Origin of the sequence: Vitreimonas sp., from assembly GCF_036392335.1 — a bacterium.
Lineage (GTDB): Bacteria > Pseudomonadota > Alphaproteobacteria > Caulobacterales > Aquidulcibacteraceae > Vitreimonas.
In genome coordinates this window covers 79,668-103,433 of the sequence record NZ_DASVYD010000074.1, presented here as the reverse complement: position 1 = coordinate 103,433, position 23,766 = coordinate 79,668, and the positions used below count along the sequence as shown (strand labels likewise).

Genomic DNA, 23,766 nt, shown 5'->3' with positions numbered 1-23,766 from the left:
GGTGACCCGCTGTGGCGCAGAGGTTCAGTGGCTCGGAGACTTCGTCTCAATCTGTCGCGGCGCGCCTTTCTTCCCTCCGCGGATGAAGACGTATGGGATTCCGAGGTAATCCGCGCACGTTTGCGTGGTTCGGCGGCCTTAGGCGCGCTGCTACGTTATGAGCAGGTAGTGCTCAGTGTCGACAGTATTGACGAGTTGCTGACAGATAAGCCGATTCTGGCAGCGCGGTCGCTCGCCCGCTCGCATGCGCAAATCGAGGACTTGCGAGGGCAGAGGCGGTTGATCGGCTGGGTAGAGCTGCCCCGCATCGCGCTGCGCGCCGTCTCCAGCGTCCAGTCGTGGCGAGCAGCGCACGCGCGCCTCAGCCGTGACTTGCTGGCGGTTCAGCCGCGTCCGGCAAGGCGATTAGGGGACGGCGATGGCGCGCTCGTAGTGCGCCCGGATTTGTGGTTCGGGCTCGAAGCCGGCGGCGCTGTCGCACACACAGCAGGAATGCTTAACGCGCTTGCCAGAAGGGTTTTGCCGCTTCGGCTATTGACGAGCCACGACGTGCCGACCTTGTCTCCGGTCATCGAGAGAGTACAGGTGTCATGGAGGCGCTATCCGAAGCCTGAATGGGCTTTGTTGGCGTTCAACGCAGCTCTAGTCGACGCGGGAAAGAGGCTGCCGCGGCCGCGCTTCGTCTACCAGCGGCATTCCCTCTATGGCTACGCTGGCGCAACTTTGGCGCGCCATTTCGATGTGCCGCTGGTTCTAGAGTATAATGGTTCAGAAGTGTGGGTTGGCGATCATTGGGGGGTGCCGCCGTCCGCGCGCGACATCGCGCTTGAGATCGAAGCGAAGATGCTTAGCGCCGCGGATTTGGTGACGACGGTGTCTCGACCGCTGATGACTCAAGCGGCGGCGCTCGGCGCTTCGCGTGATCGACTATTGTTGTGCCCCAATGCAGTCGATCCCGAACGCTACACGCCCCAAGTTAGCGGCGCTGGAGTGCGTCAGCGTTACGGCCTTGGGGACAGCATCGTCATAGCCTTCATCGGCACGTTTGGCGCGTGGCACGGAGCGAACTTGTTGGCCGAAGCGTTCTGCGCGCTGAAGCGGCAGGTGCCGAGCAGCACCGCGCGCTTGCTGATGATTGGCGACGGCCCGCAGCGCGGGACAGCAGAGCGCATCATCGAGGATGCAGGATTTGCTGGGAGCGCGACGTTCACCGGTCTTGTGCCGCAGGACGAAGGGCCAGCGCATCTGGCTGCGGCGGACATTCTCGTTTCGCCAACCGTGCCCAACCCGGACGGCAGCGAATTCTTTGGCTCGCCCACGAAATTGTTCGAATACATGGCCATGGGCCGCGCGATAGTGGCGTCAGATTTGGCGCAACTCGCTGAGGTGCTGGCTCATGATCGGACAGCGCTGCTGACGCCGGCGGGAGACGCAGCAGCGCTGGCGGGCGCGTTGCAGCGACTGTGCGGTGACGAAGGGCTTCGGCGGCGCCTGGGAGAGGCTGCGCGCGAAGAGTCTGTTGCCAAGCACACTTGGGCGCAACGCGTCGAAGCGCTGACGGCGGCGGTGAACGCGCTTACCTGAAATTTCGGAAAAAGAGCGCGCTCACTGAATGGCGCAAGAGGCTGCTCACCAGTCGCTGCGGTTGGTGCATGAATTTTGGCCTGAATACTGGCTGCTGACGCAGCCACATCGCGATCTGCCCCAGCGTGTGCTCCTTGTGATACCAAGTGCCATGATACTGGTAGCCCATCGGACAGCGCGCACAGGGCGGCAGGACCTTGTCGGAATTGACCGTGCGGCGGAATAGCTTGGCCGTCGCGCCGTTCCACACTTCCTGAAAGCTTTGCTCGCGCAAATTGCCTAGGCTATAGCGTTCCTGGCTAGGCCCGGTCGCAATGCAGCACACGTCCATGCGGCCATCGACGGTGAAATTGTGGAGATCGCTCCATGGTTTGTGGCAGAAATACCTCTTGCTGCGACCCGTCGGCTCTTCGAGCGCGACTAGGCGTAACGGCCCTTTATCCATCGGCGGCGCCGCAATTTGCACCGGTTCGGCTTCCAGCTCGGCGCTGCTCGGCGAGGGCGGAGGCAGCGCGACGAGGCTGTCCTCCTCGGACACTGATTCATTGGTGATCGTCGCACCAGACAAATCCAGTTCGGCCGCAAGTTCGCCATCGTTTGCGGCATAGACAGCCAGGCGCACGGTGCTGTCCTGACCGCTCCATGCCTCAAGCTCGACGCTGCCGTCCTTGGCCGTGCTGGTCGCCAGCCATGTTTTCTGATCGCTGCTCAAAAGGCCAACGCCTAGTTCGCCCTTGTTGACGCGCGCCGTGAACTTGACGCGAACGCGAGAGCCTTGCTCAACGGGCAGAGCATAGCTCTTCAGTAGATAAGGACCTGCAGCGCCCTCATAGCGGATGCGTGCGCGGCCGGCGGAGGTGTGCGCTTCCATATTGGGCAGGCAGACCTCCCACCGCGCGTTACGCAGGACGTGTTCGGCACCCTCGACCGGCGCTGACGGCGTACGCAAGCACTCGAAGTCGATCTCCGCGGCGATCTCGCGAGCGACGCGGAAGCGCAAGCGTAACTTTCGCCGGTGCCCGACGCCGATTTCACTGTTCACATCTTCAGCGCCGCAACTCAGCATTTGACGCCAGACAATATCTGCTGGCGTGTCGCCTTCAACGATGACTTCCAGTGCGCCGGAACGAATCAATGGATGCAGGATCAGCCGCAGCTTTTCATTCTCAAGCACGGGGATCGGTGCCGACACCGCTTCCCAAGCGGCGCTCGAATCGCCGACGCGGCCGCTCAGAAACGCGCGGCTCGTTTGCCAGGTCAGCGAGACCTCCGCGGTGGAGGCGCTCCAATAGCGGGGGCGCGGCGCAAGCAGGCGATTCTCCATACCGAGCGGACGACGCACTTGGCCGAGTGGATCGGGACGCACCGACTTGAACGCTTCGGCTTCGAAGCGGATTTCGAGCTTGCGGCGTGTGTGCGCTTTGTAGTCTTCGACGGCGTCGATCAGATCCCGCAGGTCGGACTCGAACGGCACGATGTCGCGTAGGTCTTCAACCGAGCCCAGCTCGTTGCCGAGTTCCGAGAGCGGGCGAATCAACGCGACATCGACGCCGATCTCGTCTTCGGCGAGCGTCAGGAATTGCTCGACTTCGTGTGCGTTTTGGCGCGTCGCGACGAATGAAACCGACACCCTTGGATTGGTGGGCGCCTGAAGGGTTGGGTCCTGGAAGCCGCGGGTTTGTACGATCCGTTTCAGGCCCTCGACTACGGTGTCATGCTCTTTGAGCTTCATCACGGCGCGATGCGTTTCGGCGGTTGCGGCGTTGAGCGACACGTTTACCGATTCCAGCCGCATCAGTGAGGGGAGTAGCTGTTCGGAGAAACGCGAGCCATTAGTGATCAGGTAGGCTTCGGAATCGCTCGCCGTGAGCCCTTGAACGAGTTCGGGAAAGCCGCGATGCAATGTTGGCTCGCCGTTGCCTTCAAGCCCATACATCGCGACCGTGCGCCTGACCGGTGCGGTGAAGCGGTCGATCAGTTCGCGGTCAATTTCCTTTTTGATTATGCCAGTGCGATTGATTGTAACCGAGCAGAAATCGCACTGCGCGTTGCATTGCCCGGTTGGACAGAAGGACATGTAGCGCGGCATACTTATAAGTTCTTCGCGGCCAAGCCGGAACTCTATTCCTTGCACGAACGCATTGAACGCGGGCGAACGCTTGCACGCGCGGTGGATCAAGCGCTCCAGCTTGCCCCATTGCGGCAGATAGGTGTCGTGCTCATCGGTCCAGGACGCTGAAGTTTCCGTGCGCAAGTGCACGTCGACGGCGTGCAGCGTCGGCCGCTCGCGGCTTAGCAAATACTGCGCGACGACAGAGGGCTGGTACCGTCCGGGTGGCAAGTTGCGGAAAGGCGTGATCGCTCGAATTGGTCCATCGGCCAGCCAATAACGTCCAGCAGCGATGGTTTGGCGATCCACGTCGCGCAGCCAGAGGCCGATCACGAGCGGGGTGTCGCTCACGGCCTCAAAGGAGACCTCGCCTGAGACGCTGTGACGCGACTCCAGGATGGGTCCACGCAGCGCTTCGCCAGTGTGCAGCACTTCGAGTGCGTCGCCGCGCCAGCGAGCCGCATTCGTTGTCCAGCGCGGCAGTGCGAACGCATCGCTGTTGGAACGCACCGCCGTGCGTGCATCGAGGATGTCCGGACTTCTGTGCTCGCCATCTTCGATCTGGATGTGGAGCGTACGCCGGGGGCCATCCGGAATGGGGAGGCGCGCTTGTACGCGCGTGTCGCCGAATAAAGGCGCCTGGGCAATTTGCGCCCCATCGGGCGAGAGGGCCATGCAACGCAGCCCATCAACCTGCTGTCGCAAACGCAGGCTCAAGAATAGCGCACCCGGACCACTCGGCACGGTGATAGCGCCAACGCCCGCAGCTTTCAGCGCGTGCGCCGACAGCGCTCGACCACGCTTGCGGGCGTTCAGAGGCTGCTCCGCGCTCATATCCACCTCCGCTTGGGGAGCCGCCCCCAATGGCGGACGCTCATGCGGCCGCCCGCGCGCGCGGCTCCACCCAGCGCTCGTACCAGAACACTGCGTTCATCAGGGTCCACAAGTGGAAACCCCAGTTCGATGCCCCAGAGATCTGATTGCGCAGCAACGTCTCGACGAACTCATTGTCGAAATAGCCGTCGCGCCGCAGTCCTGAGCCCATGAACGCAGCCATGCATTCGCGGCCGAATGTCGGATCCTGGAACCATTTGTCCATCGGTGCGCCAAAGCCCTGCTTCTTGCGATAAACGAGGTCATTGTCGACGTAAGGCTCGGCGATCTTTTTCACGATGCGCTTCCCCACGCCATCGCGCAATTTGTATGAGGGGGGCAGGCGCATAGCGAAATTGACGACATCGTGGTCGAGGAATGGTACGCGTGCCTCGATGGAATGCGCCATCGTCATCTTGTCGACGCGCATTAGCAAGTGCTCGGGCAGCCGATTCTTCATCTCCATGTAAGGAATTTTCTGCAGCACGTCCGGTTCGACGAGGTTGCCCGCAAGATCGCCGAGATAAGTGTTCACTACGGCGTGGCTGTCGAGCAATCGCACACCCGGCGGCAACAGACCGTCGATTGGGCATTCGATCTCGTCCTGGAACGGCGATTTGTCCGGCGTAAGCTGCTGGCGCAGTCCGCCCCACCAGCACACCGCGCCCCCCCAGAACAGCTCTTCGCCATTATCGGCGCGGCGGCGGATGTCCTTGTCTTCCTGACTTTCGAGAAGGCCCAGCGAAAGGCGGCGGCGTGCCGGCTTATACACGCTCTGGTGCTTCTGGAGGTAATGATCGCACCACCAATAGCCGAGGAAATTCTCGTCGGCACCTTCGCCTACTTGCACGACCGTGGTGCCGGATTGGCGCACAAGTCGCGAGAGGAAATAGAGTGGAATGCAGACGTTGTCGGCGATCGGCTCGTCCTGCAATTCCACAAGATGCGGCAGAAAATCCAGTGCTTCCTGGGAGCTGATGCGCGTTTCATGGTGCTCGGCGCCGTAGCGCCGCGCGTGGCGACGCGCGAATTCGAACTCGTTGAACTCCTCGTGCGTTTCATAACCGACGGTGAACGTGCTCACAGGCCGGTCCATTAGTTCGGCCATCAGCGCAACATTGAGGCTGGAATCCACGCCGCCGGAGAGCAGCACGCCGAAAGGCACATCCGAGACCATGCGCCGCTTCACCGATTGCCGCATTAGCCGAAGCAGTTCTTCTGCCGCTTCGTCAAAGGACAGATCACTTTCTTTGAATGTGGTCGCCGCCGAAGGCCGACAATCCCACCATTGTCGCGCCTTGGCACGGCCCTCCCGATCGATCGTTACCAGGTAGCCGGCGGGCAGCTTAAAGACGCCCTTGAACATGGTCAGCGGGGCGGGCGCAACAATGAAGGTGAGGTAATGCCAGAACGCTGTCCGGTCCATTTCGCACCGCACGTCGTCATGCGCCACCAGCGCGCGGATTTCGGAACCGAACAGCCACTCGCCCTTCGGTGTGCGCGTGACATAGAGCGGCTTGATGCCGACGCGGTCACGCACGAGATGCAAAACCGGTGCGGCGGGATTGCGCGCGTCGTAGATTCCGATCGCGAACATGCCGTAGAGCCGATCGAGGAAGGCGAGGCCATACTCCTCGTAACCGTGCAGCAAAACTTCCGTGTCTGAATGGTTGGTCTTCCAGGAATACTTTCCCAGAGACTCCAGCTCCTTACGGAGCTCGGCGTGATTGTAGATCTCGCCGTTAAAGACAAGCGTTACGTTCCCCGCCGCGTTACTCATAGGCTGGTCAGCCGCGGCCGAGAGATCGATGATCGAGAGCCGGCGGTGGCCTAGTGCGCAATGGCCATCAGAGGAGCGCCAATTGGCCCCGCCGTCTGGGCCACGGTGGACCATGCGATCGCGCATGCGTGTGAGCATGGCTTCGCTGGCCGCCGCCCCAAACGGATTGAATGAACCAACTATGCCGCACATGAAGCTATCCCCAACGGTGCAGCGACGTCTAGCGTCTCCGCGTCCCATGATGCAAGCTGAGGTCTAGCACAGCGCCGCACCCGAGCAGGCGGGCTATAGCGCGCTGCGCTGCTTTGCGACTTTAATATCAATAATACGCCCTATGTCGCGCTGGCGCGAATGATCATCTTCAGCTGGACTGGGGTCGCTATCATGCCGCCGCGACCGACGCTGGCCGACCTATTGCAGCGCGTATTGCACGTTGTGGAGCGTGAACGTGGTATTGGCGGGCGAGCCCTGGTTGGTCTGCAGCACGATTTGCACGTCGCCGCTGACCGGCACCGTTTGCTCGCCCGTGGACCGCCGATCGGCTTCAAGTGGAAAGTTGCCCAACCAGGAGGAACCATCGCCCTTCAGGACGCCGATATAGCCCGGCCCACCCTGTACCGTGATATCGTAGCGAAGAATCATGGTGGTCGCGCTGCCGGCTGACACATTTTGGCTAACCTGGTAGCCCTGCACCGTTGGACTCGCCGTCACAAGGATGGTGTTGTCGGTTTGAGCAAGCACGGTGACCCCATCGACCAGAGCGCCCCACTCGGACAGAGTCACGAAGTTGGCCGCAGCCTGCACCTCCGCAGGAGCCTGCACCTCCGCCCCTTGGTTTTGGCCGCAAGATGACGCACCGACTCCCAGAATAAGGGCCGCCGCGAGCATTTTCAGAGTTGTCCAATTCAAGTGCGTTGCCCTCTGCAAGACGAGTTTCGAAGGATTGATGGCCCTTTGACGGTCGCAAACCGGCCATTTCCTGCGCCAGGCGGGGGCACTCGTCAAGCACGCCCAGTCGCGCTTCGGTCGTGATTGGGGGTAATCTGTGTATGGGCTGGCGAGCATGGGGCGGCGGTTGAGGGACGTGGTGACGGGGGCGGAAAATGACTTATATGAGTTGTACAAGCTCTCTAATGATCCAATGAGAATGAACATTTCCACCGACGCATCCACAGACGATGAACCAACACAGAATGCTGCTCAGAAGAAACTGGAGGCGGCGGCTCTCCTGTTTCCAGAGCTGTCATCGCAATTGCGGCTGCTGTCGGCCTACGTGACAACGTTGCAGGAGAGTTTGACGCGCGTAGAAGCGCTGGCTGAAGCCAACGCCGCGGGGTCGAGCACGCTGGATGAACTGATCGGCGAGGTCACGAACCTCAACGATCTGGAGCTCGCTTTGATCACCCGACAAGACGCTGCGGAGTCGGCCCAGCAAGAGCTGGGAACCATGCTGAGGAGCGCGGCGGCGTCTCACCAGGAAACCTTAGTCCACCTCGTGGAGAATTTTGGCCGTCTCGACGAGACCATGGTTGCGTTCGGCGGTCGGATGGATCAGGGCAGTGCAGCTGTTCAAAACAACATTGCCGACCTGACGCGGGGTTTCGCGCGCATCGACGAGACGCTCGTCGCGCTGGGGGAACGGCTCGATCAGAGCAATGTTACAATTCAGACCAGGATTACAGACCTCACGCGCGGTTTCGCGCGGGTTGACGAAACGCTGGTCGCCCTGGGCGACCGTTTGGATAGGGCGATCGGCATCATCGCCGCGCGCCTCGACGCGCTCGATCACAACATGGTGCAAGGCTTCGAGATCGGCAGAAGCACGCTCTGGGAAGTCCAGGCGGCGCTTGCTGCCCAAATGAAGGAGCTCCCGCAAGCACTTGTCGACGCTGGGGTCGGCGTTGGCGGTGGCGGCGGTCAGAGCGACGACGGCGTTCCCGTCGGCGAAATGATTTTTCCGCGCGCTGCGCGCGATGATGTCGTCACGCTGGACTTGGCCCAAGAGGTTGGCCGCTTCGGCCTGAAAATCGCAGAGCACACGAACGCGGCCACCTCGCAAGTCTTGGAGCTGCTGCCTGGCCGTGACCTCTCGGCGATGGGCCGCAATTCGCCTGAGCTGCGAAACTTGGATTGGGCGCCCTATATTTCACTCAGCGCCATCCGCGTGGCGCATACGCTGGATGCGGTCGAGCGTTTTGCGCCACGCAAAGCGAAAGTGCTCGATTTCGGCGCGTATTTTGGCAATTTTTCAATCGCGATGGCGCACGCGGGTCATCAGGTCGACGCCCTCGATGCTTATGGCGGCGCCTTCTCCGGTGCGCTGGAACCGTTCGCGGAAATCATGCGCACAGCCGGTGTGAATGTGATCGATGTGGCGGATGTCGGCTACGATCTGATGAGGTTCGGCGAGGGCCATTATGACGTCGTTCTGTTTATGGGAGCAATCGAGCACGTGCCACATACGCCACGACAGACGCTCGAAGCGATCACGCGCGTGCTGAAGCGGGGCGGCGTCTTGGTCCTGGACACGCCCAATCTCGGTTACGTCTACAACAGAAAGAAGTTCATCTCTGGCAAAACTGTTTTTCCGCCGATTGAGCATCAGTTCGAAGCCGAACCGCCGTTCTTCGGTCACCACAGGGAATATCTGCCAGACGAAATCCGCTGGATGCTCAAGCGCGTCGGCCACGAAGTCTTAGATGAGAGATATTTTAATTATTCCGGTTATGGCATGAGCAAATTGCGCGGGGAGCATCTTGCGCTCTGGCGTCTGACGGATGAGCATCCGCAGCTGCGCGAACTCATCTTTACGGTCTCGCGCCGTCCAGCGTAATTACACGATTTTGAGCCGTTGCGCGGTCGCGCCAGTGTTTGCGCCTTCCATATGCCACTCGGCGACGCCGACGACGGCCGTGCCTTGGTGGATTTGGCTCGCGCCTGCCACGGAGATCTCGGCGGCGACCGATTGTGCGAAATACACTTTCGGGTTCATCGAGAAATAGAGGTCTTGAGTCTCTTCGTAATAGCCCTCGGCCGCCACAAGGACGGTGATCGAATAGTCACCCGGCGCCAGCGGCAGCGGGTCAAGATTCGCGCGCACAACCCCGCGCGGCATCTCGCTCCCGTCGAACAGAAGTTCACGGCAGATGACGCGAAACACGTCTTCGACGCCGTGACGCTTGAAGGCGAGAACGACCTGCGCGCGTTCGCGAAGGTCCGGACGGGCAATGGCGTAGGCAAGCTCGAACGCCGCCGCCCGGTTCACTTCCAGGACCGGTGTTTCCCGCCCGTTCTGTTCGATCACGCGGAAGCTCTCGATACGAATGTCGCCCGCGCCGTAGACGCCGCGCGTGTTGACGCTGGAGTCGATTTCGCTTCCGTCGGCGTGACGTAGTTGCGCGGCGAGCGGCTCAGGCGCGGCTGAGTAGAGCACCAGCGTGAGGTGGGCGGTCTCGCCCGCGGCGAAATCCAGCGTCTTGGTTTCGGTGCCGATGATTTCATGTGTGTTGATCCACTGGCCTGCATCGTTCAGCGCGCCGATCCCCAGGCGACCGCTTTTCACCGACGCGGAGATCGGCAACAGGAGGCTCGCGCCGGGCGAGACGTGGATTGGCGGGCCCATCATCAAATAAGGTCCCGGCGCGCCGTGCCAGGCGAGGTTGAGCAGGTCCGGACCGATTTCGACGATGGTCCCGTCCGCCACCACCGACCAATTGTTCCAGTCGCTGATGTTAAGCGCCGGGGGAAGATTGGCGTCTGCCTCACCACCCGCATGCGTGGTGGCGACGGCCTCGTGGGTGGTCCATGCGCGTTCCTCCAGAGGCGGCAGGACGCCCAAATCGACCCGCCACTCCGCGCTCGTCAGTGAGACGCGCAAGTCGGACGGTGCTTCCATATAATAGTCGATGGCGATCGCGAAATCGCGCGCTTCAATCGTATCCACGGCGTCAATTTCGAACACGCCGGCGACCTTGTGGAATGGCGAGCCATGGGTGCGCAGCGGGCGCGCCAGACGGCCCTCAATGGTTGCCAGGTCGCCCCAATTGGAGCCCTCACGCTGAAGGCTGGCGCCACCACGCGCTTCGAATGCGTCCTCGCCAAAGCGCAGGCTGGCAACGGGCACTCCCGATTGCAGTAGCGTCGCGCGGCAGAACCAGACCGGCGCGAGTGGCGGCTGGTTGTCCTTGGACTGGATTTCGACGACCAGGCGCTCCTTGCGCGCGCGTTCGCCGCGTTCGCCGGCATATTTTAGCGCTTTTAGCCTGAGACGGCGCTCTTCCTGTTCGCGCACGGCGTCCTCGTAAGCGCGCGTCACAGTGGGCGGGTCAGCGTCGATCAGGATGCGGCCATGGTCAATCCAGATCATGCGATCGCACAGGCTCGCGGCGGAATAGACATCGTGCGTAACCAACAGCAATGTCGTTTCTCGCCCTTCGCACATCTCGCGGATGCGCTCAAAGCTCTTGCGCTGGAAGTAGGCATCGCCGACGCCCAACACCTCGTCGATGACAAGCAGGTCGGGCTTCATCATTGTCGACGCGGCGAACATAAGGCGCATGCCCATGCCGGTGGAATAGGTCTTCACCGGCTGATCGGCGAAATTCTCCAGCTCGGCGAATTCGATTGCGTCCGTGATCAGCGGCTTGGCCTCGCGTTCGCCCACCCCGAGGCTGGCAAGGTAGGCCCTGACGTTCTCACGGCCGGTGAAATCTGGATGAAAGCCGGTGCCTATCTGCAGCAACGCGCGGGATTCTCCGTGCACTTCTAGTGTGCCGCTGGTCGGATCGGTGACGCGCGTAATCATCTTCAGTAGCGTTGACTTGCCGGCGCCGTTGCGGCCGATGAGGCCGATCTTTTCGCCGCGCCGAATTTCGAAGCTGACGTCGTTCACCGCGAGGTGCTGGCGCACCTTCTTCTTCGCGTTCGGCAATAGCCCGAGCAGATCGAGTAGGCGGTCGCTCGGAGTGTCATAAAGTCGATAGGATTTGCTTACATGACGCGCGCGGATGGCGATGTCATTCATAGTCGACCACCACCGACTTGAAGCGGCGCGTCAGCGTTGCGCCGATGACCAGCACCACCATAGCGAGCGCGGCGAAAATCGCATAAACATTCCAGTCTATGACGCGATGGTTCAAAACCGCCATGCGAAACGACTCGATCAGGTAATTGGCCGGATTGAGGATGGTGATGAAGCGCAGGGGTTCAGGCACCATAGATTGGTCGAAGGCGATCGGCGACAGGAACATCAAGAACAGCATTAGTGTGCCGATGGCGTGATTGATGTCCGGGGCTAGCACGCCGAGCGGTGCAAAGATGAGCGCAAAGCCAAGCAGAAAGAAGAACTGGATCAGCAGCGCAAGGGGCAGCATCCAGAGCACCTTAGCGCCCAACGCCCCGTCGATCCCGGCGAGGCCGATCAGCAAAATCAGCCCAACGCCTTGCGTGGCCATCGCCATCAGCACGACGCGGACCGGGATGAGGTCGATCGGCATGATGACGTTCTTGATCAGATGCATATTCTGTTTCAGCGATGCGGCGGAAACGCTCGCCACCTCCATCGAGGCTAAGAACGGCACCAAGCCGGAGAACACCATCGTCACGTAGCCCAGGTTCGAAAGCCCCGGCAGGCGCATTTTGAACACGACCAGGAACAGGAACATGTAGACACAGAGGAACAGCAGCGGGTTGAGCGCTACCCACAACATGCCGAGCGCCGAGCCAGCGTAGCGCCGCTGGAATTCAACGCGCGTTGTAGCAAACAGCAGTCGCCGGTGCTCGGCAATGGCTTGGGCAAGTCTAAGCGCCGCGATCATCTACCCGCCTCTAAGCTCGCGATATCAGGCTTTCTGTTATCAGTGGAGGGCCCAATTCACCATCCCAGCTGAGCACAAGAGTTTTCGAAGGTCGTCTTACGCCGTAGGAGGGGGCGACCCAGCCCGGCTCGATCCGGGCCTTGAGCCGTGGATCATGAGTAAGGCGCAGTGACACGCCACCAGCATCCACTGATACGGCGCCAGCGCCGGCGAGTTCCAACCCGACTCCCGGGGCAGCATGGAAAAACCAGTCGAGGTGGTGCCGGCCCGAGCCGGTGACCTCATCAGTAATGACAAGCGCGCCGCTGGCGAGATCGAAACGAAAGCAACGTGCATGAGTGACGGGCTCAGCCAGCCGCGCATAGCCGGTGTGGCTACCGCGATAAATAATTATATCACCTTCCTCGCCGAAATGCTCGTGCTTGGGGTCGGCTTTCTCGAACATCCGGAATATCCACTCCGGATTGACTTCGTTCTGCTCGACCCCATCCACCATCAGGGTGTTGTGCGCCGCCGTGGATCTAAACATGTTTCGAGCGTCGAAGTCGGACGTGTAGACATACGAGCCCGTGTCGATGAACACCGGCGCGCCGTCAACGTGCAGCTCGAAGCCCAAGAGCTCGTTATGTTTATGATTGCCGAATCCCTTGGTGCCGACGACGCCGTTGGTTACGGCAAGATAGTTGCTGCCACGGCGTGCGATCGCAACGCCGGTGTCGGGGAAGAGCTGGACGAATGCTGGCGGTGAGCCAGCGCCGCTCGGCACATCGGCGGGATCGAAGCCCCACCAGACACTTTCCCACACCGCCTCACCACCACGCGCGGCCAGCCAATCCGTGCGGTTGAGCAATAGCGCAGCGGGCCCAAGCAAGTGGCGCGCGTCTTGTCTGTCCCAGCGACCCTGATCGGAGAAGATGTGCAGCCTACCATCATCGGCGTCGCCGATCACCGGCATCAGCCCATCGGGCCGCATCACGCCGACGACATAGTCGACCATCTTAGTCAGCACGTCGTGATAGTGCGACGAGAGCGGCGCGCCACGAAATTGGCACAGGCGGGCCGAGCCAAGGAAAAGCTCGGTTACCAGTCGGTGATAGGGGACCGCGGACTCAAAATCGGCACCGTCTGGTAGCACTTGCACGTCGATTTCGGTCTCGAGTGCCTTCTCCGCGAACTCATACCAGCGTTGGCCTGAGAGCACGTCGGCGAATTCGGCGCCGAGGTAATGCAGGCCAATGACGTTGGAAAGGAAATGGTTGGAGGTCACCTCATAAGTGTTCTCCAGATTGGCGCGGATAAATCGGCCGTGCTCGAACAGTGCGCCATAGGCGCGCCGCCAGAAGCTGTTATCCAGTACCTTTGCGTCTTGGACCAGCGCCAACCCTAAGCACCAATTGGCAGCACGCAGACCCACATCCATCGTGCAGGTCCAATTAACGCCGAACCCAACGGGATTTGCTTCCATGAAATCGTCGAGCTGATCGGCAATTTCCTGCGCGTACTTGGCGTCCCCCGTGAGCGCCCACGCTTGGCCTAGCGTTACCCAGTGCTGGCTGCGCGACAGCTCCCAGGGAAACTTCACATCCGCGTTCGCGGGGCGCATCTCGTAGAGTTTCCACTCGTTGTAGGGCACCTTACGCGGGAAGCGCAGATTGCGCACTGGATCGAAATACCAATCGATCGGCTGATAGCCACGCCGTGGGGACCGCTCGGGGTCGGCATAGAGACAGAACCCGCTACCAAGCAAATCGAATTCATGGCGAACAATACGATTGGCGTCCTCGACGAGCAGCGCGCAGCGCTGCGGCTCGCGCGTCTTCAGCGCGGCGATGTGAGCGCGACCCAGCTCGACATAGTGGCGGGGCGCGCTGCGGCGCTGGCGCAGGAATTCCGCAAATGAACGGCCTGTCTCGTCGAGCTCTTTGTCGAGACTGGTTGGCGGCGTCATCATGTTTTCGAGCGAACGCCTGGCCTGCTTGAATCGCAAAAGCGCAAACGTGCGGGCGCGTTTCAAAAGGCTGGTCACGGCGAAATCTCCTGATCAGCGCGGCTTGTAAGCCTTGACGATCAGATTCCAACCCATAAGGCGTCCCAGCACAGACGTCGGCACCCAGGTCAGCCAGGCCGGTCGCTCCTCGGGCACCATTTGTCGCTGACAGATGCGCACATCCTCGAAGCGGTGGAACATCTGGCGAAGGCGTCTGGGTGTGTAGACCTTCACCAGCGGCCGGCTGCCGTGTTCTGAAATTTCCACCGTCTCGGACATGATGTCACCGATCGAGCGCGTTTCCAGCTGCTGCTGCTCGACACCGATTCGAACCACCAGATTGCGCCAATAGTGCAGCGAGTTTTCCGCGTAGACCATAATGATAATACGTCCGCCGGGCTTCAGCACGCGGTACATCTCATCGAGAACGGTTTGCGTGTTCGGCGTGTGATGGATGACGCCGTTAGAATAGACGACATCGAACATCGCATCGTCGAACGGCATGCACTCGCCATCGCCATGCACGAACTCGCCCTTGAGCCCGCGCAGTTCGAAATTGCGCTTGGCGTGCGCCAGGTGGCCGGATGAGAGATCGTAATCGGTGGTAATGGCACCGTGCTTGGCGAACTGCGCGTGATCGGTGCCCATCCCGGCGCCAACTTCGAGCAGCTTCTTCCCGCGGTGTTTCGCGAATTCCATTACCTCGAACATCCACGGCGCATAGACCGCGTAGCGATAGCGTTCGGCCTCAAGATAGAAATCGAGCGTGCCGGCCTCGGCATCCTTCACGTAGTGCGATCCGCAGGCGTCGCGGTCCCACTGGCGCTGGACTTCGTCCTTGTAATGGTCGCCGGTGGCGAGGGCTGTCGTATCCATCAGGGTTACTCGATCCCTTTTGTCGCGAGGTCGGCGTGAAAGCCGTGCCGTTCAGTTCCACTCAGCACCGCCCACAGGTCGGCGACGTGTTGATCCCAAGTATAATATCTTTCCGCGGCCTGTCGGGCGTTTTTTCCCAACGCGGCTGACAGTGCAGGATTGTTGACAAGCGCAAGCACCGCCTCCACGAACTCATCTTCGTTCCCTGGCGCGCAGAGTAGTGCCCGGTTCTGGCCGGCTTCAGTGCGACCGCTCCTCAGATCCTCGAGGCGCAGGGCTGGCGCCAGCACTTCGCCGATCTGCTCAAGGTCGCTGGCGACGATGCCGGCTGCCATCGCCATGTATTCGAACAGCTTGGTGGGCGAGCCGAAGAACTTGCTGTCGACCATGTGGCTCGAATGCGGCGAGACGAGCACGTCGCATGCTTTGAGGAGCCGCGCGCCCTCCGTCTGCGGCACGCGGCCGACATCCTTCACTCGCTCGTGCAATCGGTGCTTTTCGATCGCCTCAAGCACCATCGGCTTGAGGTTGCCGTCGCCGATCAGCAGGAACCGCGCATTGGGCGCGCGCGCCAGTATCTTATGCATCGAACCGGCGAGCACATCGACGCCGTGCCAGCCTCCGAAGGTGCCGATGAAGCCGATCACGCGATCGCTGTCGCCGAATCCAAGTTCGGCCCGGATGGCGCGCCTTTCCTCGGTCGGGGCGGGCGCGTAGGCATCCAGTTCGACAGCATTCGGATTGGTGAGAATGCGTCTCCGAGGCACGCCCCTCTTGGCGACATCGGCGCCGACATGCTCGGATACGACGCTGATGAGCGTCGCCTGCTTGAACGCGAATTCTTCGGCCGCAAGGTAGAAGTCTTCGTTGTCGTAGCCTTGTCCGCTGAAGCTACGCATCATCGAGATCTCGGAGCCATTATACTCCGCGATGTAGGGAATACCGAGCTCCCGGCAGATCTTGGCGATGACGTAACTGCCGAGCACCAGGCGTTCGAAAATGAAGGCTGGCCGCATCGCTTCGATCACCGGCTTCAGCCTCTCGTAATAGAACCGGTTGGCGTCGACGATATTGGTCTCGTTGCCTTCACGACGTTCTGGCTGCACCACCACTTGGCGTACGCCGAGCTTGTCCAGCGTGCGGAACGGATTAGCGACGACGCAGGCGAAATCCTGCGTCGTGCGCGACAGCGCCTTGGCTTGGTAGACGGTGTGGCCATAACTGCCGCCGGAGGTCAGCGGCGCCCAGAAATCGAGCCGAGCGTACATGCCGGGCCTCGTCAGCGGTACCCGCGGGTTGGGCGCCTTCTCTAACCTGAACTCGGCAGGCTGCGCCATCGCGATCAGAGCGCGCACATCCTCCATCGCCGTCTGCACTGGCAGCGTGCGCTGCGGCGGCGGCGGCGGCAGCGCGTGCAGGGATGTCGCTGCCCCCAATGCATCAGCTGCAGCGGTGGCAAATTGCTGAACCCGGTCGAGCACGGGCAATCCGGCTTCGACATAGTCAGCGACGCCCCACATTTCGCGGCCAGCCACCTCCTGGCCGTCCTCAGCGTAGCGCCGCGAGAGGTCGCGCAAAGTCGCGACTGCGCCCTCATTGTGCACCTTGAGGCTGGAGGCCTCGCCGATGATGCGATCGAGGTGCGCCGCAAGCTCCGACGTTGCAGGTGCTGCCACGCCCGTAGAGACTCCGCCGGCTGTCGGATGTAATGCCGCGCTGTCAAACTGCGCCTTCCTCGCCTCACGTCGCGCGTGCCAGCGCCCGTAAACGCGGGTGACGAACCACAGACGCCAGAACGAGGCGAGACGCTCACGATCTAGCACCTCAAGCGCTCGCTCTTCCGGCCAATAGAAATATACTCTCTCGCCTGCACGCAGTAGTCGCCCGCACTTGCGCAGCAGCGTGAGTCCGGGGGCGCCGCGATCAAGCGAGAAGATTATCCCTCCAACGCCGGCTTGCGCGGCGAGGCGTTCGACATCCTGACCGATCACGAAGTCCGGCGCGTCGATGCTGAACTCGTGCCTCTCGGTGAAGCGCTGCAGCCGGTGGTCCCTGATCGTGGCCGTCGCGCGTGTGGCGACGTCCACGATGATGTACGTGGAATGGTGGTCAGCCGTCATGCCGCCCATGGATCAAATCCTCGATGTGCAGGGCGACTGCGCTGGTTTCGAATATCTCTTCAATCGGGATCGGCGACGGTTCACCGTTCACGATTGAATCGCCAAAGCTGGAGAGTTCATCGAAATGACCCTTGTCGACTGCACCGCTCCATAACACTCTGCCGTCGCTGCAACGCGTGATGCTCTTAAAATCGTCGACGATCCAAGCTTCGCCGCCGCAGAGGACTTCAATGCGCTCTTTCGGCATACCCTCCTTCGGGCCAGAGGCTGTGTAGACGAGATTGGCGATCGAGCCGTCGCTATAGGTGAGCGTCGCAGCGAAATTGTCGTTTCGCTTGTAAGCGGCGGAGCCCGGATCGATTGCGCTTGCGCCAATCGAGTTTACTGGCGCGCGCGTGATCGAGCGGAACACGTCGTACATATGGCATGCCTCGCCGATATTGCGTCCGCCTCCTTCTGGACCTTGGGTCCAATGATCCATCGGCAGATAGCCGGCGTTCAGGCGGTAGTTGATGATCACCGGCGCGATGCGCGCCGCGAGATCTTTGCGAAGCGCCTGGAGCGCCGGTGAGAACCGCCGGTTAAAGCCCACCATGAGGAGGCGTGGCTCTTTCAAACTTGCATAGGCATTTCGCACGCGGTCAAGTTCGTCCCATGACAAGGCGAGTGGCTTTTCAACAAATACGTGCTTGCCCGCTTCGAGCGCCCGCACGACTTGATCGGCGTGCTCATTGTGCCGCGTGGCGAGCACTACAAGATTGATGTCCTTGTCTGTGAGGATCGGTCCCAGCTCGGAGCAGAATTTCTCTACGCTCTTACTGCGCGCGAAATTGCCGCCGCGCACCGCGTCGCGGCTCACCACCGCCCGCAAGAAGAAGACGTCCTTACGCCTTTCCATTTGTGGGACGAGCATCGCGGTGCCGAAACCGCCGGCGCCGACCAGGGCATAGTTGATGCGATCCTCGCGCGGCGCACGATGACCACGCAATGTGATGAGTGGAGCATCTTGAGGCTGAGGAAGCGGACGTGCGTCGTCAGGATACTGAAAAAGCACCGCAAGCGGCGCCGTCGGTGAATCCGCCAATTCTCTATAAACACTGGGCGCCTGATCGATGGAGGCCACCCTGTCTATCAGCGAGCGCACGTCGATGCGCCGGTCGGCAATGAGCTCCATATAAGCTTGCATGTTGCGATTGAGCGTCCAGCGGACGTAGGCTGCTGGATAGTCGCGCCCAAAATCTTCGTAATCGCGGTCATACCGTCCTGGACCGTATGACGTGCTCATCAGCAGATCGATTTCCTTGCGATAGAAGGCGGTTCGCTCCGCTTTGAGGCCGATATCGCCGACCACCACGACGCGGCCTTTACGGCGCGTGATGTCCATCGCCTGGTTGATTAATCGGTCGGATTTGGAGGCTGCGGTGATAATCGTGGCGTCGACGCCAAGCCCACATGTGATATCATACGCTAGGCGCTCAAAGGCTTTGGGATCCGTCGCGGTGGCGCAAGCGCCCAGGCCTGCGGCGCGTACAGCGCGCTCATGGTCCAAATCGATGCCGATGACGCGCGCGCCGCTGGCGCGCAATATCTGCACCGTAAGCATGCCAATAAGGCCAAGCCCCACGACAGCGATGGTTTCGCCGACTTGCGGCAGGGTGCGGCGTACGCCTTGAAGCGCGATTGAACCGACCGTGGTTGTGGCTGCAAGATCGGGGGGGCACCCGCGTGGAATCCGGCACACCAAATTGCGCTTCACTGCAACATAATCGGCGTGATTGGCTTGACCTGCGCCGGCGCAAGCCACGAGGTCTCCCGGCGTCAGATCCTCAACGCCATCGCCTACAGCAACGACTTCGCCAGCAAGCGAATAGCCCACATTCCAACCCACGTCCGTCATCTCGGAGACGGCGAGACCGGTCCCATCGGGAGGAGAGAGGACAACATCGGCGCGGGTGAGCGTGAGGCGATTTTCTTCCTTGGTGCCGGCGTTGGTGATCATCACCGTGACGCTTGGTGAGCCTGCAGGATGGAAATGGAAGACCTCATCGAAGCTGTCGTCGTCGACCCGATAAATGCCCAACCATTGCGATTTGTCGTGATTCAGCAGGCCAAACGCGATCGCGCCTTTCTCAACGCCGCCTTTGACTCGCAGCGCCAAAGTGTGATCAGCTGGAACTTCAATGACTTGTGAGGTGGCCTGGTAACCTGCTTCCGAAGTATCAGTAGTAAGGGCTAGTGCGCCGCCGCCCTTGTTCTTGCAGGTTTGCGCGGTCTGATTAGTCCAATCGAGCGGGCCAAATTCGATTGATGGGCCTCGCTCGGCCGGCGCAGGGGGGGGCGGGCGCATGGCTCCGCGAAGAATCTCGGCGACCTTTTGGGCGGCCTTTTTAGGATCGCGCACCGCCTTGCCGAGATAGAGCTTAGCTCGGTTAGAGAGATCGCTCACTCGTTCGGCTGTGGTCGTGCCTGCTGTGCCTGCGCTCAGCGGGCGTAAGGACGCAAGCTCAGTGCCGGTACTGATGAGCGAAAAGTGCGTTTTCACCAGAACAGTACCGGGGGCGATGGCCGGCCGCGGCATGCGTGCGATGACGGCTTGTTGGCCGCTGAACAGTACCTGTCTCATGGAATCTTTTCGCTTAGGCCGCGCGCAAGACGCCGGAGGTGTCGATGATGCTCTTTCCCGCAAGGATGGTGCGGTTCAGATCACGAAACGCGTTGTGGGACACCAACAGCGTAACCACGTCGGAATTGGCGATGGCGTCCTCAAGCGGAAGCAGGCGCACATTGTTCCTTCCTTGGAGCGCCGGGGGTAGCTCTTCGATGTGCGGCTCCACGATATTGAGTTCGTTCAGCCAGTCTTGGCCGGCGATAGCTTGGGCGACGTGCATCGCGGGGCTTTCGCGCAAGTCGTCGATGTCGGGCTTGTAGGAAAGGCCGAGCAGCGCCACGCGCGGCGTGGTGTAAAGTCCAGCGTTGCGGCGAATTTGCTGCACTACCCAATCGGTCTTGCCAAGATTCACCTCGCGCGCGGTGCGAATCAGAGGGGTGCATTGCGGTGCAGCGTGGTGGATGAACCAAGGATCAATCGGGATGCAATGGCCGCCCACGCCAGCCCCCGGCAACAGGATGTTGACGCGCGGGTGAAGGTTGGCGAGTTCGATCACCTGCCAAACATCGACATTTAGCGCATCGCACGCGAGCGACAATTCGTTGGCAAACGCGACATTGACATCGCGGAACGCATTTTCAGAGAGCTTCGACATTTCAGCTACGCGTGCGTGAGTTTCGCGAATGTCGCCTTTTGCAAAGATGCGATAGAGCCGCTTAGCGGCCGCCGCGCTTGTTTCGTCAAGCCCGCCGACCAAGCGTGCATTTTCGACAAGTTCGGTCAGCGTGCGGCCCGGCAAAACGCGTTCCGGGCAATAGGCCATCAGGATATCCGACGCGTTCGGATGATCACTTGGAAATCTCAGATCTGGCCGCGCGTGGCTCAGAGCTGCTTCGGCGCGCTCGGTCGTGCCGACCGGCGACGTCGATTCAATAATAACCAGATCGCCCTTCTTGAGCACTGGCGCAATCGAGTTCACCGCCGATTCGACCATAGCCATATCCGGCGAATTGTCTTCGCGGATGGGAGTGGGCACTGCGATCAAAAAGGCTTCGGCGGGCTCCGGGTGATGGGTTGCGCGCAGTTTGCCATCGCGCACCACACGCTGGACTACTGCATCCAGGTCCGGCTCGATGATGTGGGTAAGCCCCTGATTAATTCGGTCGATGACCGCCGACGACTTGTCGACGCCAATGACGTTAACACCGGCGGCCGCGAGCGTGGCCGCGGTTGGCAGGCCGACATAACCAAGGCCAATAACGGAAACGGTCGAATATGGCTGCGTCATGATAGCAAATCCTCAATGATGCGTTTTGCGGATAGCCCGTCGCCAAATGGATTCGCTCCCGCACTCATAGCTTCATATATCTCGGCATCGTCGAGCAGCCGCACCGCCTCTTCGACAATGCGGTGGGACTCTGTCCCTACGAGTTTGGCGACTCCCGCGTGCACCGCCTCCATACGCTCGCTGGTGGAACGCATCACGAGCACCGGTTTGTTGAGCGACGGCGCCTCTTCCTGAATGCCGCCAGAATCCGTCAGGACGAAGCGGCAGCGTTTGAGTAGGTACACAAGCGATACGTAATCTACCGGCTCAATCAGATGCACATTGTCGAGTCCGGAAAGCAATTCAAATACCGGCCCTCGAACGTTCGGATTGAGGTGCACAGGATAGACAATTTCGACATCTGGCCTGGACGCCAGATCGCACAATGCCCGGCAGATGTTCTGAAAGCCTTCACCAAAACTCTCGCGGCGGTGACCCGTGACAAGGACAAGATTGCGGCGTGAGTCCTGAAGCCAATTGAACTTTGTATCGAGTTCCCTGCGCATGACGGGGTTAGTGTCGAGGCGCACAGCCACGTCAAGCAGCGCGTCTATCACTGTATTTCCCGTGATCACGACGTCTTTCTCTGAAATCCCTTCGCGAATCAAATTGTCGCGCGCTTGGGCCGTCGGTGCGTAGTGTCGGTCCGCCACCACGGAGACAAGCCTTCTATTGGCCTCTTCCGGCCAAGGTTGAGTCTTGTTTCCGGTGCGTAACCCCGCCTCAACGTGGGCGACTTTCACCTTCATATAAAACGAGGCGAGCGAGGCGGCGAACGCCGAAGTTGTGTCGCCCTGCACGAGCAGCCAATCGCTGGGGTGTCTTTCGAGCGCGGTTTGCACGCCTTGGATCGTCGCAACCGTGATGTCCCCAAGGCTTTGATTGGGGCGCATGATGTTGAGATCTGAGTCTGCCTTCAGATCGAATACGCGCATCGCCTCATCAAGCATCTGCCGATGCTGTCCGGTAGCGCACACGTGAACATGGATCTCTGGGTGGGCGCGCGCTGCGGAGATCACCGGAGCCATCTTGATAGCCTCCGGCCGGGTACCGAAAACCACCATGAGGCGCACACGTGCATTTGCACCGCCCGATACGGTCCGCCCATTTGAACCGTCGCTCAAAGCAGTGCCCCCCGCGCCTGCAACCCGTCGTTCCGCCCACAGGTTGTCCCGGCCCTTGTGGACACCCTCCTATTTTCAGTCAAGCGGGATGGGCACCCGACGCTCTGCGCGTGCCTTCAGGGGTAAGCGATGATGCGGGTGGCGCTCGATGATCATTGCAGTCAATTCAGTTGGGGCCGATGGAAACACCACTTTCCTCCAGTCCGCGAGTCAGGGCTTGGCCGGGCGCGTCGCCTCCCTGAATTCCGCAATAATTCAAACGGACAATCCCGACGAAGCCGCGCTCATCAGCGGCAAGCCCTGCATCCTCAAAAGATCGGTGCATTGTCTGCAAGATATTGTGTAAAAGCATGACTTGCTGTCTCGCAGACGTGGTTTCTCGTACGCCTCGAAGAACAATTTGTATAGTATCGCCCAGTTGGAGGCACGCTGGCGAACACGTGCAGCCGGCGTGGTGTTGGCCGGTGCACCAAGTGCGCGCGGCCGTCAGGCAAATCGAAGAATGATGCCGTCCCACCATCTGAATCCGCCGTATAAGCGTTGGATGTGGGGGTTCAGCAGAAGGGGATCAGCTAGGGCCCAAAGGTACGTCATGCGCCGCCAGCAGTTCTTGCAGTGCGGCGCGCGCCTCGGCGCTTCCGCCCGTAATGGAGTACACGCGCAGTCTCAGCAGATCGAACAGCGCGGAAGGCGTAGGGTCGAGACCCAGCGCGTCGAGCTCGCGCGCATGCGTGCTCATGAAGCGCTCCAGGCTGTCGTTAGGATGGGTGCATACTAGCAATCCTGGACCCGGCTCACAATTGCCATAGGCGGCTGGGACCGGTCGCCCCAAAGGCCAGAGCTGATCGCGCATAGTGGGGCGTTCGACGATGCGGACAGGCGCGCGCGCCAGGATCTCATTCAGAGGCGCCCATGTCGCGTCTGGGCGCTCGACGTGAAAATTAAACGTGGGGTCCAAAATGTAGAACTGACGTTGGCCAAAGGGGTTGAACACCACCGTTGTCACATGTGTCATTGAGCCTTCGACAGCACCGAAATCGATATTGAGGGCGTCGAACCCGAACTCGCGAAAGACCATGGCGCTGAACACTGCCGTCACAGAGCAATAGCCGCCGGCAACGTTAGGGCGGTACGCATGGGCGTACATTTCCAGCGCCGAGCGCTCGCGCAGCATTGACACTGTCAACTGATCGAACTCCGGAGCGTCGCTCATGTCGGCGTTGCGCGCAGTCCAGTCGAGAATGCGCAGCAGATCTGTTCTGGTGTCCGCAGGCTGTCCATCGGGGAAAATCTCAGCCTGCAGGCTGACAAGCTTGCGCCCCTCGTCATGGGGCGCGCATCCGGCAAGCGCAACGGCAAAGATGAAACCCCATCGCATACAGGTCATCCTAGCGCTGGAGTGACGCTATTCAATAGGAGTAGTTGATGCGCCGGCAGCGCTTTGGTCCAGCATTGTTAAGAACGACATCAAGAGCAAATATGCCAGAGACTCGATCCGCGGACTCGCTTTTGGGTCGGCCATGGAATACAACCCCGGCGGGTCATTCTGGGGGCGACATTG

The 23,766-nt window shown here is 60.7% G+C and carries 15 protein-coding genes; 3 read left to right on the top strand and 12 right to left on the bottom strand.

The features are described 5' to 3' along the window. Positions 1 to 27: 27 nt before the first annotated feature. Positions 28 to 1,584, top strand: coding sequence for a glycosyltransferase (locus VF769_RS18000; RefSeq protein WP_331009817.1), 1,557 nt, complete (start codon positions 28 to 30; stop codon positions 1,582 to 1,584). Here VF769_RS18000 and VF769_RS17995 read toward each other — a convergent pair. The 3 genes from VF769_RS17995 to VF769_RS17985 form a co-directional block, all read right to left on the bottom strand. Next, positions 1,577 to 4,528, bottom strand: coding sequence for a radical SAM/SPASM domain-containing protein (locus VF769_RS17995; RefSeq protein WP_331009816.1), 2,952 nt, complete (start codon positions 4,526 to 4,528; stop codon positions 1,577 to 1,579). The genes VF769_RS18000 and VF769_RS17995 overlap by 8 nt on opposite strands. 40 nt (positions 4,529 to 4,568) lie before the next feature. Continuing rightward, the gene (gene asnB / locus VF769_RS17990) at positions 4,569 to 6,539 is read right to left on the bottom strand and encodes an asparagine synthase (glutamine-hydrolyzing) (protein ID WP_331009815.1); all 1,971 of its coding nucleotides are present in this window, start codon (positions 6,537 to 6,539) and stop codon (positions 4,569 to 4,571) included. Positions 6,540 to 6,758: 219 nt separating this feature from the next. After that, a complete protein-coding gene (locus VF769_RS17985; RefSeq protein ID WP_331009814.1) occupies positions 6,759 to 7,256 on the bottom strand; it encodes a hypothetical protein in 498 nt (165 codons plus the stop codon). A gap of 238 nt (positions 7,257 to 7,494) precedes the next feature. Between VF769_RS17985 and VF769_RS17980 the strand changes: the two genes are divergently transcribed. After that, positions 7,495 to 9,180 carry a class I SAM-dependent methyltransferase gene (locus tag VF769_RS17980; RefSeq protein WP_331009813.1) on the top strand — a complete coding sequence of 562 codons (1,686 nt, stop codon included), beginning with the start codon at positions 7,495 to 7,497 and terminating at the stop codon, positions 9,178 to 9,180. Here the strand turns inward: VF769_RS17980 and VF769_RS17975 are convergent, their stop codons facing one another. From VF769_RS17975 to wecB, 8 genes are read right to left on the bottom strand one after another with little or no spacing between them, the layout of a single operon-like run. Continuing rightward, positions 9,181 to 11,370 (bottom strand): ABC transporter ATP-binding protein, encoded by a 2,190-nt coding sequence (locus VF769_RS17975; RefSeq protein ID WP_331009812.1) that lies wholly within the window; start codon positions 11,368 to 11,370, stop codon positions 9,181 to 9,183. Beyond that, positions 11,363 to 12,163, bottom strand: coding sequence for an ABC transporter permease (locus VF769_RS17970; RefSeq protein ID WP_331009811.1), 801 nt, complete (start codon positions 12,161 to 12,163; stop codon positions 11,363 to 11,365). The genes VF769_RS17975 and VF769_RS17970 overlap by 8 nt, the downstream gene beginning before the upstream one ends. A 10-nt stretch (positions 12,164 to 12,173) precedes the next feature. After that, positions 12,174 to 14,189, bottom strand: coding sequence for an alginate lyase family protein (locus tag VF769_RS17965; protein ID WP_331009810.1), 2,016 nt, complete (start codon positions 14,187 to 14,189; stop codon positions 12,174 to 12,176). Between the two features lie 15 nt (positions 14,190 to 14,204). Beyond that, entirely contained in the window at positions 14,205 to 15,026 is an 822-nt protein-coding gene (locus VF769_RS17960; protein ID WP_331009809.1) for a class I SAM-dependent methyltransferase, read from the bottom strand. A 5-nt stretch (positions 15,027 to 15,031) separates the two neighbouring features. Continuing rightward, positions 15,032 to 17,155 carry a glycosyltransferase gene (locus VF769_RS17955; RefSeq protein WP_331009808.1) on the bottom strand — a complete coding sequence of 708 codons (2,124 nt, stop codon included), beginning with the start codon at positions 17,153 to 17,155 and terminating at the stop codon, positions 15,032 to 15,034. Next, positions 17,136 to 19,769: a bi-domain-containing oxidoreductase gene (locus VF769_RS17950; RefSeq protein ID WP_331009807.1), complete on the bottom strand. Its 2,634-nt coding sequence runs from the start codon at positions 19,767 to 19,769 to the stop codon at positions 17,136 to 17,138. Before VF769_RS17950 ends, VF769_RS17955 begins: the two co-directional genes overlap by 20 nt. A gap of 13 nt (positions 19,770 to 19,782) precedes the next feature. Next, positions 19,783 to 21,042 carry a UDP-N-acetyl-D-mannosamine dehydrogenase gene (wecC, locus tag VF769_RS17945; protein ID WP_331009806.1) on the bottom strand — a complete coding sequence of 420 codons (1,260 nt, stop codon included), beginning with the start codon at positions 21,040 to 21,042 and terminating at the stop codon, positions 19,783 to 19,785. Further along, positions 21,039 to 22,154, bottom strand: coding sequence for a non-hydrolyzing UDP-N-acetylglucosamine 2-epimerase (gene wecB / locus VF769_RS17940; RefSeq protein WP_349258167.1), 1,116 nt, complete (start codon positions 22,152 to 22,154; stop codon positions 21,039 to 21,041). Before wecB ends, wecC begins: the two co-directional genes overlap by 4 nt. Positions 22,155 to 22,353: 199 nt before the next feature. On the opposite strand from wecB, the gene VF769_RS17935 reads away from it, so the two are divergent. Continuing rightward, entirely contained in the window at positions 22,354 to 22,551 is a 198-nt protein-coding gene (locus VF769_RS17935; RefSeq protein ID WP_331009804.1) for a hypothetical protein, read from the top strand. A gap of 222 nt (positions 22,552 to 22,773) precedes the next feature. On the opposite strand, the gene VF769_RS17930 is transcribed toward VF769_RS17935, so the two are convergent. Continuing rightward, complete coding sequence (locus VF769_RS17930; protein ID WP_331009803.1) at positions 22,774 to 23,583, bottom strand: hypothetical protein; 810 nt, start codon at positions 23,581 to 23,583, stop codon at positions 22,774 to 22,776. Positions 23,584 to 23,766: the final 183 nt, after the last annotated feature.

What these genes read in the sequence shown, in the direction of transcription:
- asnB (WP_331009815.1), bottom strand. Translation starts at nt 6,539, where the DNA reads ATGTGCGGCATAGTTGGTTCATTCAATCCGTTTGGGGCGGCGGCCAGC.
- VF769_RS17975 (WP_331009812.1), bottom strand. Translation starts at nt 11,370, where the DNA reads ATGAATGACATCGCCATCCGCGCGCGTCATGTAAGCAAATCCTATCGA.
- VF769_RS17980 (WP_331009813.1), top strand. Translation starts at nt 7,495, where the DNA reads ATGAACATTTCCACCGACGCATCCACAGACGATGAACCAACACAGAAT.
- VF769_RS17960 (WP_331009809.1), bottom strand. Translation starts at nt 15,026, where the DNA reads ATGGATACGACAGCCCTCGCCACCGGCGACCATTACAAGGACGAAGTC.
- VF769_RS17995 (WP_331009816.1), bottom strand. Translation starts at nt 4,528, where the DNA reads ATGAGCGCGGAGCAGCCTCTGAACGCCCGCAAGCGTGGTCGAGCGCTG.
- wecC (WP_331009806.1), bottom strand. Translation starts at nt 21,042, where the DNA reads ATGACGCAGCCATATTCGACCGTTTCCGTTATTGGCCTTGGTTATGTC.
- VF769_RS17970 (WP_331009811.1), bottom strand. Translation starts at nt 12,163, where the DNA reads ATGATCGCGGCGCTTAGACTTGCCCAAGCCATTGCCGAGCACCGGCGA.
- VF769_RS17935 (WP_331009804.1), top strand. Translation starts at nt 22,354, where the DNA reads ATGATCATTGCAGTCAATTCAGTTGGGGCCGATGGAAACACCACTTTC.
- VF769_RS17950 (WP_331009807.1), bottom strand. Translation starts at nt 19,769, where the DNA reads ATGAGACAGGTACTGTTCAGCGGCCAACAAGCCGTCATCGCACGCATG.
- VF769_RS17930 (WP_331009803.1), bottom strand. Translation starts at nt 23,583, where the DNA reads ATGCGATGGGGTTTCATCTTTGCCGTTGCGCTTGCCGGATGCGCGCCC.
- VF769_RS17955 (WP_331009808.1), bottom strand. Translation starts at nt 17,155, where the DNA reads ATGGGCGGCATGACGGCTGACCACCATTCCACGTACATCATCGTGGAC.